The following is a 14,380-nucleotide window of genomic DNA, read 5'->3' on the forward strand; positions in this document are numbered from 1 at the left end:
TCTCGCCGCAGGCCTCAGGCCTTGCCCGGCTGGGGCTGATCGGGAGCGCCGGCCGGCACCGGCGCCGTGCCCGGCGCCAGGTGCGGCTCCTGCCACGGGTTGCGGCCCTTGCCCTCGGCCAGCGCCTTGCGCTCTGCCGCCAGGCGCTCCTCCAGCTGCTCGCGGCCGCGCTTGGACATCGCGATCAGCGTGTCCAGGTCGCCACGGTGGGGGCGCATCGCCTCGGTCTGCTCGACGGAGTGGCGCCGGAAGCGCCAGGCCATCTGCCGCGCCGCGTGCGGTTCCCAACCGAGCTGCTGCAGCACGCTGCGCCCGCTCATGAGCGCGGAGTCCAGCGTCTCGCGCTCGATGAGCTCGACGCCCAGTTCGCGCAGCGCGTAGTAGTGCTGGACGTTGCGCGCCCGCGCCACGATGGTCAGGTGCGGGAAGTGCTGCCGCGCGATCTCGGCGATCTTGACGCTGTGGTTGAAGTCGTCGACCGCCAGCACCAGCACGTGCGCGCGCTCGGCGCCGGCGATGCGCAGCAGCTCCAGCCGCGTGGCGTCGCCCCAGAAGACGCGCCAGCCGAAGCGCCGCAGCGATTCGACGGTGTCGGCATCATGGTCGAGCACGGTCGCCGAGATGCCGTTGGCGAAGAGCATCCGGCCCACGATCTGCCCGTAGCGGCCGAAGCCCGCGATGATGACCTGCGAGTCCTGCGGCTCGGTGAGCTCGTGCGGCGACTTGCGCTCGACCTGCCCGGCCCGCCGCTGCGCCCAGGCCAGCAGCGCCGGGGTGAGCGCCAGCGAGAGCGCCACCGCCGCCACCAGCACCGAGCGCTGCGCCGCGTCCAGCAGCGTGGCCTGCTCGGCGAGCTGGAAGACGACGAAGCCGAATTCGCCCCCCTGCGCCAGCAGGATGACGAAGACCGCGCGCTCCGGCTTGGGCAGGCCCATCGCCCGGCCCAGCACCGTCAGCACCAGGCCCTTGCACAGCCACAGCGCGGCCAGCAGGCCCAGCACCGCCAGCGGCTTGTGCCACAGCACCGTCAGGTCCAGGCCCATGCCGACCGCGATGAAGAACATGCCCAGCAGCAGGCCCTTGAAGGGCTCCAGGTCGGCCTCGAGGGCGCGGCGGTACTCGCTTTCGGCCAGCAGCACGCCGGCGGCGAAGGCGCCCAGCGCCATCGACAGCCCGGCCTTCTGCATCAGCATCGCCGCCGCCAGCACCAGCAGCAGCGAGGCGGCGGTGAAGATCTCCGGCGTGCCGCTGCGCGCGATCCAGCGCAGCAGCGGACGCAGCAGCAGGCGTCCGCCGAGCACGATGAGCACCAGCGCGCCCAGCGCCAGCCAGATCCTGCCGCCCGAGTGGCCGCCGGCGGGCCGGCCCTGGCTGGCCAGGATGGGCACCAGCGCCAGCACCGGGATCGCGGCGATGTCCTGCAGCAGCGCCACGCTGATGACGCTCTGCCCGGCGCGGGTGTTGCCCAGGTTCTTCTCGCTGAGCGTGGCCAGCGCCACCGCCGTGGACGACATCGCCAGGCCCAGCGCCGCGATCACGGCGGCATGCCAGTCGGCATCGAGGAAGAAGGAAGGAATCAGCAGCAGCGCCGCGCAGCCCAGCATCTGCGCCGAGCCCCAGCCGAAGATCGGCCGGCGCATCGCCCACAGCCGCTTGGGCTCCAGCTCCAGGCCAACCAGGAACATCATCAGCACGACGCCGAACTCGCCGATCTCCAGGACCGTGGCGGGCTGGCTGATCAGCCCGAGCACCTGCGGCCCGAGCAGCACGCCGGCGACGAGGTAGCCCAGGATCGAGCCCAGTTTCAGGCCGCGCGCCAGCGGCACCGCGAGCACCGCGGCGCTCAGCAGCACCAGCGGCGTGAGCAGCCAGTTGCCGTGCGCGCCGTGGGCCGCCGCGTCGGTGGTGCTCACGGCGGAGGTCACGGCAGCAGAAGCGGCGGCGGAAGCGGCGCCCATCGCGGCGGAGGCCGCGGCCATCGGGGAAGCGATGTCCATCAGACCGGCGCTCCTTCCTCGCGCACCGGGCGCTCGTCGTCGGGCACCGCCTCCTGGGCGGGCTCGGGCTGGCGCTCGCACCACTCGGGCAGCGCGCGCAGGCCGTCGACGAAGACCTGGACATGGGCCTGGACCTGCTCCGCGCTGGCTTTCTGCGCGCCGTGCAGCACCAGCGGCGGCAGGAAGCGCATGCCGCACAGCGCGGCCGTCTGGGCGTAGGGCAGCAGGAAGTCGCCGACCGGATGGCGGTTGTAGCCGTCAGCGCTGTAGGAGTGCGCGCTGCCGCCGGCCGAGGTCACCAGCCACAGGTCCTTGCCGTGCAGCGCGTGGCCGGTCTGGCCGTAGGCGAAACCGACGCTCAGCACCTCGTCCACCCACAGCTTCATCAGCGCCGGCATGCCGTACCAGTGCAGCGGATGCAGCCAGACCAGCAGCTCGGCGTCGCGCAGCGCCTCCTGCTCGGCGGGGGTGTCGATCGCGTAATCGGGATAGAGCGCGTAGAGATCGCGCACGCGGACGTTGGACAGGCCCTGGGCCGCGGACAGCATCGCCCGCGTGACGCGGGAATGGGCGAGGTCCGGGTGCGCGGCCAGGAGGAGGATGGACGGAGGGGCGCTCATGGCGGCGGATTTTGCGGTATCGCATAACATCCCGCGCACCTCATCGAGGAGAGGAGAGGCCATGCCGGTGATCCTGGTCGCCAACCCCAAGGGCGGCGTTGGCAAGAGCACGCTCGCGAGCAACCTCGCGGGCTTCCTGGCCCATCGCGGCCATGCGGTCATGCTGGGCGACATCGACCGGCAGCAATCCTCGGCCCGCTGGCTGGCGCAGCGACCCGCCGCGCTGCCGGCGATCCGCGGCTGGGAACTGGCGTCCGCCGAGCAACTGCGCACCCCCAAGGGGGTGTCGCACGCGGTGCTCGACACCCCCGCCGGACTCCACGGGAAGAAGCTGGCGCAGGCGTTGAAGGTGGCCGACCGGGTGCTCGTGCCGCTGCAACCCAGCCTGTTTGACATCCAGGCGACATACGACTTCGTCCGCGAACTGCAAGATGCGGCCCGGGATCGCGACGGGCCGGCCGGCAGGCCCGACATCGCCCTGGTGGCGATGCGGGTGCGCGAGGGGACGCTGTCGCAGCAGCAACTGCACCAGTTCATCGAGCAGCTCCGGCTGCCGCTGCTGGCCGAGCTGCGCGACACCCAGAACTACGTGCAGCTGGCCGCCCGCGGCTTGACGCTCTGGGACATCGCCCCCGGCCGCGTCGCCCGCGATCTGGCGCAGTGGGAAGGCCTGTGCGCCTGGCTGGAGCGGCCGGTGAAGGAGGGCAAGGACGGCAAGGGCTGACGCCGGCGTCCGTCCCGCTCCCGCCGGCGCCGACCCCATCGGAATCACGTCGGAACAAGAGGAGACCGGGATGCGGATGTTCGAGAAGCTGGAAGACCTGGCGCCCCTGGTGGGGCAGGAGATCGGCGTGTCCGACTGGATCGCGGTGGATCAGCCCCGCATCCAGGCCTTCGCCGATGCGACCGAGGACCAGCAGTGGATCCACACCGACCCGGCCCGCGCGGCCGCCGGCCCCTTCGGCACCACCATCGCGCATGGTTTCCTGACGCTCAGCCTGCTGCCGCGCTTCTATGAGACCGCCTTTCGGGTGAGGGAGGTCCGGATGGGCATCAACTACGGCCTGGACCGGGTGCGCTTTCCCGCGCCCGTGCCGGTGGACAGCCGGCTGCGCGGGCGTTTCGTGCTCAAGCGGCTGGAGCTCATCGAGGGCGGGGTGCAGATGATGGTCGAGGTCACCGTCGAGCGCGAGGCCGGCGGCAAGCCGGTCTGCATCGCCGAATCGCTGACCCGGCAGTACCGCTGACGCGGACAGCGAGCGCCCGCCGAGCACGGGCGCCAATCGCCCGAGTGTGGCATTTCGATCATTTCCGAAGCGCGTTTTTTCGGCTGTCACACTCGATGCGGTGCTGTCACGACCGGACACTCGATCGGGCGAATACAGATTTTTTGGTTTGCCAATAGAACTTTCTATTGGTAGCGATGCCACCGTAAGGGGGAGTGCCGGTGGCTAAGGGCACGCCTATGATCGCGCCCTAGTTCAAAAGTCATTCGGGACGGCGGGCCAGGAAGCCTGTCGCCGCAGTCCGACCATCCAAGGAGACACGCCCGTGAGGGTTCTGCTGATCGACGATCACCCGCTGATCCTGGCCGCGCTCCAGACTGTGATTCAAGGTCTGGGCGAAGACGTTCAGGTGCTGGGCGCCGACAGCGCGGCTCAAGCCCGCGACACGCTCAAGGCGCGCCAGGACTTCGACCTGGTGCTGCTGGACCTGAACCTGGGCGATGCCAGCGGCTTCGACGTGCTGGAGGAGTTCCGCTCCCAGTACCCGGCGCTGCCCGTGGTGGTGATTTCCGCCTCCGACCGCGCCAGCGACGTGATCCGCGCGATCGACCAGGGCGCGATGGGCTTCATCCCCAAACGCACCGGCAACGACGTGCTGGCCCAGGCGCTGAAGCTGGTGATGTCGGGCGGCATCTACGTGCCGCCGATGTCGCTGGGCTCGGACAGCGCGCCGGAGCCGGAACCGGTGGCCGTCGCCGAGAGCGCGGCGCACGGCAACTCGAGGCTGCACCAGGTCCAGGCGCTGGCCAGCCAGGCGGGCTACCAGACCACCGCGGGCCTCGAAAGCCTGCAGTTGACGCCGCGCCAGACGGACGTGCTGGCGCTGCTGCTCCAGGGCAAGCCGAACAAGATCATCGCGCGCGAATTGGGCGTGTCGGTGGAGACGATCAAGGACCACGTCGCCGCGGTGCTGAAGGCGCTGGGGGTCAGCTCTCGCACGCAGGCCGTGCTGGCGGTGGGCCAGATGGTGCAGCGCCAGCCCAACGCGGCGTTCACCACCTTCCGCTGAACGCGGCACGACCGCCTCCTCCGCAACGCCGGGCTTGTCCCGGCGTTCTGCATTCTGGAGGCCGGCACTCGGCGCCAGCGGTGACGGCGATCCCGGCGATCCATCGCCTCGCACCGCGAGGCCCGCGCCGACACGGACGCCGGCGATCCGGCGGCGCTCAGCTCGGCGAGTAGGCCAGCCGCACGTAGATCGGCGCGAAGGCCTCGGCCTGCGTGATCTCGACCAGGCGCTCCCGCGCCAGCTCGAGCATCGCGATGAAGGACACCACCAGCACCTGCGAGCCCTTGTCCAGCTCGAACAGGTCCTCGAATTCGACGAAGCGCTGGCCCTGCAGCTTGCGCAGCAGGTGCGACATGTATTCGCGCACCGACAGCTGCTCGCGGGAGATCTTGTGGTGCTGGCTCAGCTTGGCGCGGCGCATCAGCTCGGCCCAGGCCGCGCGCAGGTCGTCGACGTTGACGTCCGGCAGCCGCGGCGCCAGCGACTGCTCGATGTGGATCTGCGCCCGCAGGAAGTCCCGGCCCAGCACCGGCATCTGGTCCAGGCGCAGCGCGGCCTGCTTCATCTGCTCGTACTCGAGCAGGCGCCGCACCAGCTCGGCCCGCGGGTCCTCGGGCTCGGCGCCGTCATCGGTCTTCTTGGGCGGCAGCAGCATCCGCGACTTGATCTCGATCAGCATCGCGGCCATCAGCAGGTATTCGCTGGCCAGCTCGAGGTTGTGCTTGCGCAGCTGCTCGACGTAGCTCAGGTACTGCTTCGTGACCTCGGCCAGCGGGATGTCGAGGATGTTGAAGTTCTGCTTGCGGATCAGGTACAGCAGCAGGTCCAGCGGCCCTTGGAAGGCCTCGAGGAACACCTCCAGCGCGTCCGGCGGGATGTAGAGGTCCTGCGGCAAGGCGAACAGCGGCTCGCCATACAGCCGCGCGACGGCGACGTGATCGACCGTCTCGGGCGTGGAAGCGTCACCGCCCTGATCCACCGGGGTGTCCGGCAGCGTCAGGGCGGTGTCCGAGGAATCGTCGGCGTGGCTCACGCGGGGAACGCGGCTCGGCGTGGCGACGGCGGGCCGGCGGCTTACTCGGACTTGGTCTGGTAGACGTAGGGCTGCTGGGACACGCGGGCCTGGTTGTAGCCGGCCTGGGCCTGGCGGTCTTGCTCCCGGTCCCACAGCAGCGCGCGGCCGGCGCGCTGTTCGGCTTCCAGCGTGGGTTTCTTGGCCTTCAGCTCATTGATGAACTGCGTGGCTTCGGATTCGTATTTCTTCCAGAACAGCGGCATGGTCGTCTCTTGATCGGGGATTCGAAAACTGGGGCGGATTCTAGGCGGTCGGTCGCGGCGCAGGCCGTGCTCAACGCACGCGCATGCCGGGCTGGGCGCCCGGGAAGGGCTCCAGCACGAAGATGCCGGGATGGGACTTTTCGTCGGCATGGCTGGCGGCCAGCACCATGCCCTCGGAGACGCCGAACTTCATCTTGCGCGGCGCCAGGTTCGCGACCATGACGGTGAGCTTGCCTTCGAGCTGCTCCGGCTGGTAGGCGCTGCGGATGCCGCTGAAGACGTTGCGCAGCCGGCCCTCGCCGGCGTCCAGCGTCAGGCGCAGCAGCTTGTCCGACCCCTCGACCAGCTCGGCCTTGACGATCTTCGCGATGCGCAAGTCGACCTTGGCGAAGTCGTCGATCTTGATCTCGGGCGCGAGTTCCTCGCCGCCGGGCACGACCTGGGGCGGCGCGGGCGGCTCGAACAGCGCCTCCAGCAGCTTCGGGTCGACGCGCTGCATCAGGTGCTCGTAGCCGCCGATGCGGTGGCCGCCCAGCGTGCGGTCGGCGTCGGCGAAGCTCATCGGCGCGACCTGCAGGAAGGTCTCCACCTTGGCCACCAGCGCCGGCAGCACCGGCTTCAGGTAGATGGACAGCAGGCGGAAGGCCTCGATGCAGACGGTGCAGACGTCCTGCAGCACCTGATCCTTGCCCTCGAGCTTGGCCAGCTCCCAAGGCTTGTTCTGGTCCACGTACTCGTTGACGCGGTCGGCCAGCAGCATGATCTCGCGCAGCGCCTTGCCGAACTCGCGGGTCTCGTAGAGCTCGACGATCGTGCCCTTGTGCTCGCGCAGGGCGTCCAGCAGCGTCAGGCCCTCGACGCCGACGTCGGCCGACAGCTGGCCGCCGAAGCGCTTGGACAGGAAACCCGCCGCGCGGCTGGCGATGTTGATGTACTTGCCGACCAGGTCCGAGTTGACGCGGGCGACGAAGTCGTCGGGATTGAAGTCGACGTCTTCGACCTTGCTGTTGAGCTTGGCGGCCAGGTAGTAGCGCAGCCATTCGGGGTTCATGCCCAGCGACAGGTACTTCAGCGGATCCAGGCCGGTGCCGCGGCTCTTGGACATCTTCTCGCCGCCGTTGACGGTCAGGAAGCCATGCACGTACACATGGTTGGGCGTCTTGCGGCCGCTGAAATGCAGCATCGCCGGCCAGAACAGCGTGTGGAAGTAGGTGATGTCCTTGCCGATGAAGTGGATCTGCTCCGTCGACTCGTCCTTCACGAACGCGTCGAAGTCGCGGCCCGTCTTGCCGAAGTAGTTCTTCAGCGAGGCCAGGTAGCCGATCGGCGCATCCAGCCAGACGTAGAAGTACTTGCCCGGCGCGTCGGGGATCTCGATGCCGAAGTAGGGCGCGTCGCGGCTGATGTCCCAGTCGCCCAGGCCGCCGTTGCCGTCCTCGTCCTTGGCGAACCATTCCTTGATCTTGTTGAGCACTTCCGGCTGCAGCCGGCCCGGCGCCTGCGTCCACTGCTCGAGGAACTCGACGCAGCGCGGGTCGGACAGCTTGAAGAAGTAGTGCTCCGAGCTCTTCATCACCGGCGTCGCGCCGGTCAGCACCGAGAACGGGTTCTTCAGCTCGGTCGGCGTGTAGACCGCGCCGCAGACCTCGCAGGAGTCGCCGTACTGGTCCTTGGCGCCGCACTTCGGGCACTCGCCCTTGATGAAGCGGTCGGGCAGGAACATCGACTTCTGCGGATCGAAGAACTGCTCGATCGTCTTCACCGAGATCAGCTCGTTGGCGCGCAGCGCCTTGTAGATCTCCTTGGACAGCTCGTGGTTCTCGGCGCCGTCGGTCGAGTGCCAGTTGTCGAAGCTGATGTGGAAGCCGTCCAGGTACTTCTGGCGGCCCGAGGCGATGTCGGCCACGAACTGCTGCGGGCTCTTGCCCGCCTTTTCCGCTGCGATCATGATCGGCGCGCCGTGCGCGTCGTCGGCGCAGACGAAGTGCACCTCGCTGCCCTGCATCCGCTGGAAGCGCACCCAGATGTCGGCCTGGGTGTATTCCATGATGTGGCCAATGTGGAAGTTCGCATTGGCGTAGGGAAGGGCGGTGGTGACGAAGAGCTTGCGTGTCATGGCGCGATGGGGGCGGTGGTCCCGCCGGGCGCAGTCGGGCGAAATGCCCAATCGGCGGCGTCCGGGGGAACCGGCGATTTTAGGCGTCGGAAGCGCGGGCCGCGTAACGCTGGGCGAGCCATGAGCACAAGATCAGCTGCAGCTGGTGATAGAACATGATCGGCAGGACGATCACGCCCACCGCCGGATGCGCGCCGAACAGCAGCTTGGCCATCGGCACGCCCGAGGCCAGCGTCTTCTTGGAACCGCAGAAGACCGCGGCGATCTCGTCCTCCACCGGCAGCCCCATCGCGCGCGCCGCCAGGCGGCTCAGCACGATCACCGCGCCGAGGAAGAGCGCGGCGCCGAGCGCCGCCTTGACCAGCAGCTCCGCGCCGTGGTCGCGCCACAGGCCCGACGCGACCGAGTCGCTGAAGGCCGACAGCACCAGCAGGATGATCACCCAGCGGTCGACCAGCGAGATGCGGGACTTGTGGCGCGTGTGGAAGCCCAGCAGCAGCGGCCGCAGCAACTGGCCGGCCACCAGCGGGAGCAGCAGCAGCTGGGTGAGCTTCCAGACCGCCTCGCCGAAGGGCAGCGTCGCGCCGCTGGTGCCCGCCATCACCGCCACCAGCAGCGGCGTGAGCACGATGCCCAGCAGGCTGGAGACGCTGGCGTTGAAGATCGCGGCCGGCACGTTGCCCTTGGCCAGCACCGTCATCGCGACCGAGGACGAGATCGTCGACGGCAGCGCGCACAGGTAGGCGAAGCCCAGCGCCAGGTCGGGCGGCAGCCAGCGGCCGAACAGGGCGGTGAAGCCCCACCACAGCAGCGGGAAGAGCGCGTAGGTGCTCAGTTGCACCAGCACATGGACGCGCCACTTGAGCGCGCCGTCGCGCAGCGCGGCGCTGGACAGTCCGAGGCCGGTCAGGAAGAACACCAGCGCCACGCCCCAGTTGCTGACGACCTCCAGCCGCAACCAGCCGCCGCTGCGGCCCAGTTCCGGCCAGGCGCTGGCGAGCGCCACCGCGCCGACCAGCGCCAGCAGGAACCATTCCTTTCGGACCCAGGACCGGATGCCCATTCCCAACCTTTCACCGGCGCGGCCGGCCTGTCGTCCCCGATGGGGAAAACAGGGACTCTAGCGGGACCGCAGCTTGCCCACCTGTCTTCAGGCTGGCTCGGTGGCCGATTTCTCCGCCCGCCCGAACGCTGGGCGCCCCGGATGTCGGATTCGTGACGCAAGCCGGTGCGTTCATGACGGCAATCGCACGACACGATCGGGCGGCGGCGCGAACTGGACCGATGGACTTGTAACGGCGCCACGCCCATTTGCGGTCCGGTCCGCCCCGCGGATCCCTCGCCGGTGGGATGTCGGACCTCGTCCGCCGGTTCAAGGACTCCCGCTAAGGCGTTGATTTGAAAGACCCCTGGAAACTATCCACCGGCGCTGTGGATAACTTTGTGGGAAACCCCTCCGCGAGCGCTCTAAACCCTTGATCGACGGTCGCCTGAGGTTCCGTGCCTCTTTTCTGGGCAGGCGAAAACGCGTCATATGAATCAATGGCTTAGCCGCGGCTGGCCGGTCGTGTCTGCTGCGCCGCAGCAGGACGGTTCGACGAATCGCGAGAGCGCCTCAATGGGGATAAGTCAAGCCCCGCATCCACGATTTTTGGGTTGACAACACGTCGGTGACGCTGGAAGAAGCGACCCGCCAGTCGCCGTCGGCCTCCGCCGGAGGAGGGATCTATCCCCGCCTCCTGTGGACAAGCATGTGTGTCTCCTGGCGACGGCGCTTGCAAGTGCTTGTCACACGTGGTGTTCCAGTGGTCTGCTCGAAATCGAGGCAGCGTCGGCCCGATGTGACAGCGCGCGCGGCGCCGGATGACAGCGGTCGGAGCCCGCATGACGGCTCGCGGGCCGATGCAGCCTGGGCAGGCCCCTAAAAGGAGGGCCTCGGCGCACCGCTAAAATCCGCGACTTTGCAAACGCATCCCCCAAATTTTTCATGACGCAGGCAGTGGCGGGCAATCTGTCGGGGCGGTCGGCCGCCGGCAAGACTCCGGAACTTTTTGAACTGAAGAGCGCCTCGCTGAGCCTGCTCGCCCTCGTCCTGAAGACGGCCGATCCGGCCGCGCTCGACCAGGAGCTGACCGCGAAGCTGGGCGAAACGCCCGACGCCTTCCATCACGACCCCTTGCTGCTGGACCTGAGCCAGCTGCCGGCGATCGACGCGGCCGAGACCCGATCCGCGCCCGTGGCTGACAGCGTGGCCGACGCCGTGGTCGGCGCCGAGGAGGCCAGCACTGCCGCGAGCGAGGCCCAAGGCCAGTTGAGCCTGGACGACGCCCCGACCGAGTCGCCCGCCGACGCCCCGTCGACCACCCCGTCGACCACCCCGGTTGCGCGCGTGGACCTCGCCGCGCTGCTGCCGCTGCTGCGCCGCCATCGGCTGCAGCCGGTCGGCGTGGTCGGCGCCAACGCGGCGGAACTGGCGCAGGCGGCTGGGCTGGGCCTGGCCGAGGCGCCCGACGAGCCGGTGCGCGCCGAGCGCGAGCCGCGGGTCCAGAAGGTCGTGCAGCAGGTCGTCAAGGAAGTGGTGGTCGAGCGCCAGGTCGAGGTGGCGGTGCCCGCGCAGGCCGCGCCCACCGTCTACGTCGACAAGCCGCTGCGCTCGGGTCAGCAGGTCTACGCCAAGGGCGCCGACCTGGTCGTGCTGGCGGCGGTAAACCACGGCGCCGAGGTCATCGCCGACGGCAGCATCCACGTCTACGCGCCGCTGCGCGGCAAGGCCATCGCGGGCGCGCGCGGCAACGCGCAGGCACGGATCTTCGCGCAGCAGCTCGAGGCCGAGCTGATCGCCATCGCCGGCATCTACCGCACCAGCGAGAACCCGCTGCCCGACAACGTGCGCGGCAAGGCGGCGCAGGTCCGGCTCGACGGCGAGAAGCTCCTGATGGAGCCGCTGGGCGCATGAACCATCCCGGGCGCCAGCCGCTTGCGGCCCCCTTGATTTCCCCCGACATGGGCGGCGGTCCCCGCGACCGCCGCACCGATGACGCTTGAGCTGCGACGACAGCGACCGACACATTGAAAGGACCTCGACCCATGACCAAGATCGTTGTGGTGACCTCCGGCAAGGGCGGCGTGGGCAAGACCACGACCAGCGCCAGCTTCGCCACCGGCCTCGCGATGCGCGGCTACAAGACCGCGGTGATCGACTTCGATGTCGGCCTGCGCAACCTCGACCTGATCATGGGTTGCGAGCGCCGCGTGGTCTACGACCTGATCAACGTGATCAACGAGGAGGTCAAGCTCGGCCAAGCGCTGATCAAGGACAAGCAGCTGGACAAGCTGTTCATCCTCGCGGCCTCGCAGACGCGCGACAAGGACGCGCTCAAGCAGGAGGGTGTCGAGCGCGTGCTGGAGGAGCTCAAGGCGATGGAGTTCGACTACATCGTCTGCGACTCGCCGGCCGGCATCGAGACCGGCGCGCTGATGGCCATGCACTACGCCGACGAGGCGCTGGTGGTGACCAACCCCGAGGTCTCCTCGGTGCGCGACAGCGATCGCATCCTGGGCATGCTCAACAGCAAGACCAAGCGCGCGATCGAGGGCAAGGAGCCCGTCAAGGAACACCTGTTGATCACCCGCTACAACCCCAACCGGGTCGAGGGCGGGCAGATGCTGTCGCTGGAGGACATCCACGAGATCCTGCGCACGCCGCTGATCGGCGTGATCCCGGAGAGCGAGGTCGTGCTGCAGGCGTCCAACCAGGGCCTGCCGGCGATCCACATGAAGGGCACCGATGTGGCCGAGGCCTACTCGGACGTCATCGCGCGCTTCCTCGGCGAGGACAAGCCGATGCGCTTCGTCGAGGCCGTCAAGCCGGGCTTCTTCAAGCGCCTGTTCAGCCGCTGACATCCACCGGGAGAAACCATGGGATTCATGTCCTTCTTCCTGGGCGAGAAGAAAAGCACCGCCAGCGTCGCCAAGGAGCGCCTGCAGCTGATCCTCGCCCATGAACGCAATGGTCGCGGCGCGAGCCCCGACTACCTGCCGCAGCTGCAGCGCGAGCTGCTGGCGGTGATCTCGAAGTACGTCTCCATCAACCCGGACGACATCAAGGTCCACATGGAGCGGCAGGACGACCTCGAGGTGCTCGAGGTCAAGATCGAGCTGCCGGAGATCCGCAAGGCCTGATCGGGGTTCCCGCGGCAGCGCCCGTGTAATCCCCTATGCCGGAATCCGCCTCGCGTCACTAGGGTGACGCGAGGCGCCCGGAGCCGTCGATAGACTGACCTGGACAGCCGACAACAATATCCAGGAGACGACATGGCACTGATGGGCCAGATGATGTCGATGCCGCTGCTGATCTCGTCGGTGATCCAGCACGCGGCGCGGCATTCCGGGGATACCGAGATCGTCAGCAAGCGGGTCGAGGGCGACCTGCACCGCACCACCTGGGCGGCGGTCGAGTTCCGGGCCCGCCAGCTCGCGCAGGCCTTCGCGCGGCTGGGCCTGGCGCCCGGCGACCGCGTCGGCACGCTGGCCTGGAACGGCCACCGCCACCTCGAGCTCTACTACGGCACCTCCGGCTCGGGCCTGGTCTGCCACACCATCAATCCGCGCCTGTTCCCCGAGCAGATCGCCTGGATCGCCAACGACGCCGCCGACCGCGCGCTGTGCTTCGACCTGAGCTTCCTGCCGCTGGTCGAGAAGCTCGCGCCGCAGCTCGGCCAGGTCCGCCACTTCATCCTGATGACGGACCGCGCCCACATGCCGGTGGAGTCGTCCATCCCCAACCTGCGCTGCTACGAGGACCTGGTCGAGGCCGAGGACGGCCGCTACGTCTGGCCCGAGTTCGACGAGAACACCGCGTCCAGCATCTGCTACACGAGCGGCACGACCGGCCATCCCAAGGGCGCCGTCTACAGCCACCGCAGCTCGGTGCTGCATGCCTACGGCGCGGCGCTGCCCGACGCGATGGCCTGCTCGCGCCGCGACGTGATCCTGCCGGTGGTGCCCATGTTCCACGTCAACGCCTGGGGCCTGCCCTACAGCACCGCGCTGGTGGGCTGCAAGCTGGTGCTGCCCGGGCCGCACCTGGACGGCAAGTCGCTCTACGAGCTCTTCGAGTCCGAGCAGGTGAGCTTCAGCGCCGGCGTGCCGACGGTGTGGCTGGGGCTGCTCAACTACGTCGGCGCGAACGGGCTGAAGTTCTCGAGCTTCAAGCGCACCGTGATCGGCGGCTCGGCCTGCCCGCCCGCGATGCTGCGCACGCTGATGGACGACTACGGCGTGGAGGTGATCCACGCCTGGGGCATGACCGAGATGTCGCCGCTGGGCACGCTGTCGCGGCTCGGCAGCCAGCAGTTGAAGCTGCCCCAGGAGCAGCAGCGCCACCTGCTGGAGAAGCAGGGCAAGGCGATCTACGGCGTGGACATGGCGGTCGTCGACGACGCCGGCAAGGCCTTGCCCTGGGACGGCAAGACCTCGGGCAACCTGGTCGTGCGCGGGCCCTGGGTCATCGACAGCTACTTCGGCCACGCGGACTCGCCGCTGCTCCGCGTCACCGGCGAGGACGGCCGCGACGCCGGCCTGTGGTTCCCGACCGGCGACGTCGCCGCCATCGATGCCGACGGCTTCATGCAGATCACCGACCGCAGCAAGGACGTGATCAAGTCCGGCGGCGAATGGATCAGCTCGATCGACGTCGAGAACATCGCGATGGCGCATCCGGCGATCCACGAGGCCGCCGTCATCGCCGTGCCGCATCCCAAGTGGGACGAGCGACCGCTGCTGGTGGTGGTGCGCAAACCCGGCGACGCCGGCGCGGCGCTGACGCGTGAGTCGGTGCTGGGCTTCTACGAGGGCCGGATCGCCAAGTGGCAGGTGCCTGACGACGTCGTCTTCGTCGACGAGATCCCGCACACGGCCACCGGCAAGATGCTCAAGCTCAAGTTGCGCGAGCAGTTCAAGGGCCACAAGCTGCCGGGCGGCTGAGGCCGCCGCGACGGTCCGCCGCCTGGCGATCCCATCCCGAGGGCCCGCGCTTCCCAGGCCCCACCGCGCATCGATCCGCTGACGCAGGA

The 14,380-nt window shown here is 68.8% G+C and carries 13 protein-coding genes; 7 read left to right on the top strand and 6 right to left on the bottom strand.

The window, feature by feature from the left end:
* Window positions 1–14: 14 nt before the first annotated feature.
* Window positions 15–1,997: a glutathione-regulated potassium-efflux system protein KefC gene (kefC, locus tag BM393_RS04260; RefSeq protein ID WP_254783201.1), complete on the bottom strand. Its 1,983-nt coding sequence runs from the start codon at window positions 1,995–1,997 to the stop codon at window positions 15–17.
* Window positions 1,997–2,617 carry an NAD(P)H-dependent oxidoreductase gene (locus tag BM393_RS04265; RefSeq protein ID WP_254783202.1) on the bottom strand — a complete coding sequence of 207 codons (621 nt, stop codon included), beginning with the start codon at window positions 2,615–2,617 and terminating at the stop codon, window positions 1,997–1,999. Before BM393_RS04265 ends, kefC begins: the two co-directional genes overlap by 1 nt.
* 61 nt (window positions 2,618–2,678) lie before the next feature.
* Here BM393_RS04265 and BM393_RS04270 point away from each other — a divergent pair, with 61 nt between their 5' ends.
* From BM393_RS04270 to BM393_RS04280, 3 genes are all read left to right on the top strand, one after another.
* Window positions 2,679–3,341: a ParA family protein gene (locus tag BM393_RS04270; RefSeq protein ID WP_091722541.1), complete on the top strand. Its 663-nt coding sequence runs from the start codon at window positions 2,679–2,681 to the stop codon at window positions 3,339–3,341.
* Between the two features lie 70 nt (window positions 3,342–3,411).
* Complete coding sequence (locus BM393_RS04275) at window positions 3,412–3,864, top strand: MaoC family dehydratase (protein ID WP_091722545.1); 453 nt, start codon at window positions 3,412–3,414, stop codon at window positions 3,862–3,864.
* Between the two features lie 304 nt (window positions 3,865–4,168).
* Complete coding sequence (locus BM393_RS04280; protein ID WP_091722549.1) at window positions 4,169–4,912, top strand: response regulator transcription factor; 744 nt, start codon at window positions 4,169–4,171, stop codon at window positions 4,910–4,912.
* A 157-nt stretch (window positions 4,913–5,069) separates the two neighbouring features.
* On the opposite strand, the gene BM393_RS04285 is transcribed toward BM393_RS04280, so the two are convergent.
* From BM393_RS04285 to BM393_RS04300, 4 genes are all read right to left on the bottom strand, one after another.
* On the bottom strand, window positions 5,070–5,912 hold the full coding sequence (locus BM393_RS04285) for a ScpA family protein (protein WP_091725015.1): 843 nt from the start codon (window positions 5,910–5,912) through the stop codon (window positions 5,070–5,072).
* A 74-nt stretch (window positions 5,913–5,986) separates the two neighbouring features.
* On the bottom strand, window positions 5,987–6,190 hold the full coding sequence (locus BM393_RS04290) for a DUF3460 family protein (protein ID WP_091722552.1): 204 nt from the start codon (window positions 6,188–6,190) through the stop codon (window positions 5,987–5,989).
* Between the two features lie 70 nt (window positions 6,191–6,260).
* On the bottom strand, window positions 6,261–8,306 hold the full coding sequence (gene metG, locus BM393_RS04295) for a methionine--tRNA ligase (RefSeq protein ID WP_091722555.1): 2,046 nt from the start codon (window positions 8,304–8,306) through the stop codon (window positions 6,261–6,263).
* A gap of 79 nt (window positions 8,307–8,385) precedes the next feature.
* Complete coding sequence (locus tag BM393_RS04300; protein ID WP_091722558.1) at window positions 8,386–9,369, bottom strand: bile acid:sodium symporter family protein; 984 nt, start codon at window positions 9,367–9,369, stop codon at window positions 8,386–8,388.
* A 924-nt stretch (window positions 9,370–10,293) separates the two neighbouring features.
* Here BM393_RS04300 and minC point away from each other — a divergent pair.
* The 4 genes from minC to BM393_RS04320 all read left to right on the top strand — a co-directional run bounded on the left by minC (window position 10,294) and on the right by BM393_RS04320 (window position 14,291).
* Complete coding sequence (gene minC / locus BM393_RS04305; protein ID WP_091722561.1) at window positions 10,294–11,262, top strand: septum site-determining protein MinC; 969 nt, start codon at window positions 10,294–10,296, stop codon at window positions 11,260–11,262.
* Window positions 11,263–11,393: 131 nt separating this feature from the next.
* A complete protein-coding gene (gene minD / locus BM393_RS04310) occupies window positions 11,394–12,206 on the top strand; it encodes a septum site-determining protein MinD (protein ID WP_091722564.1) in 813 nt (270 codons plus the stop codon).
* Window positions 12,207–12,224: 18 nt separating this feature from the next.
* Window positions 12,225–12,488 (top strand): cell division topological specificity factor MinE, encoded by a 264-nt coding sequence (minE, locus tag BM393_RS04315; protein WP_091722568.1) that lies wholly within the window; start codon window positions 12,225–12,227, stop codon window positions 12,486–12,488.
* Window positions 12,489–12,620: 132 nt separating this feature from the next.
* Window positions 12,621–14,291 (top strand): 3-(methylthio)propionyl-CoA ligase, encoded by a 1,671-nt coding sequence (locus BM393_RS04320; RefSeq protein ID WP_091722574.1) that lies wholly within the window; start codon window positions 12,621–12,623, stop codon window positions 14,289–14,291.
* The last annotated feature ends 89 nt before the right edge of the window (window positions 14,292–14,380 follow it).

Origin of the sequence: Mitsuaria sp. PDC51 (assembly GCF_900113225.1) — a bacterium.
Classification (GTDB): domain Bacteria; phylum Pseudomonadota; class Gammaproteobacteria; order Burkholderiales; family Burkholderiaceae_C; genus Roseateles.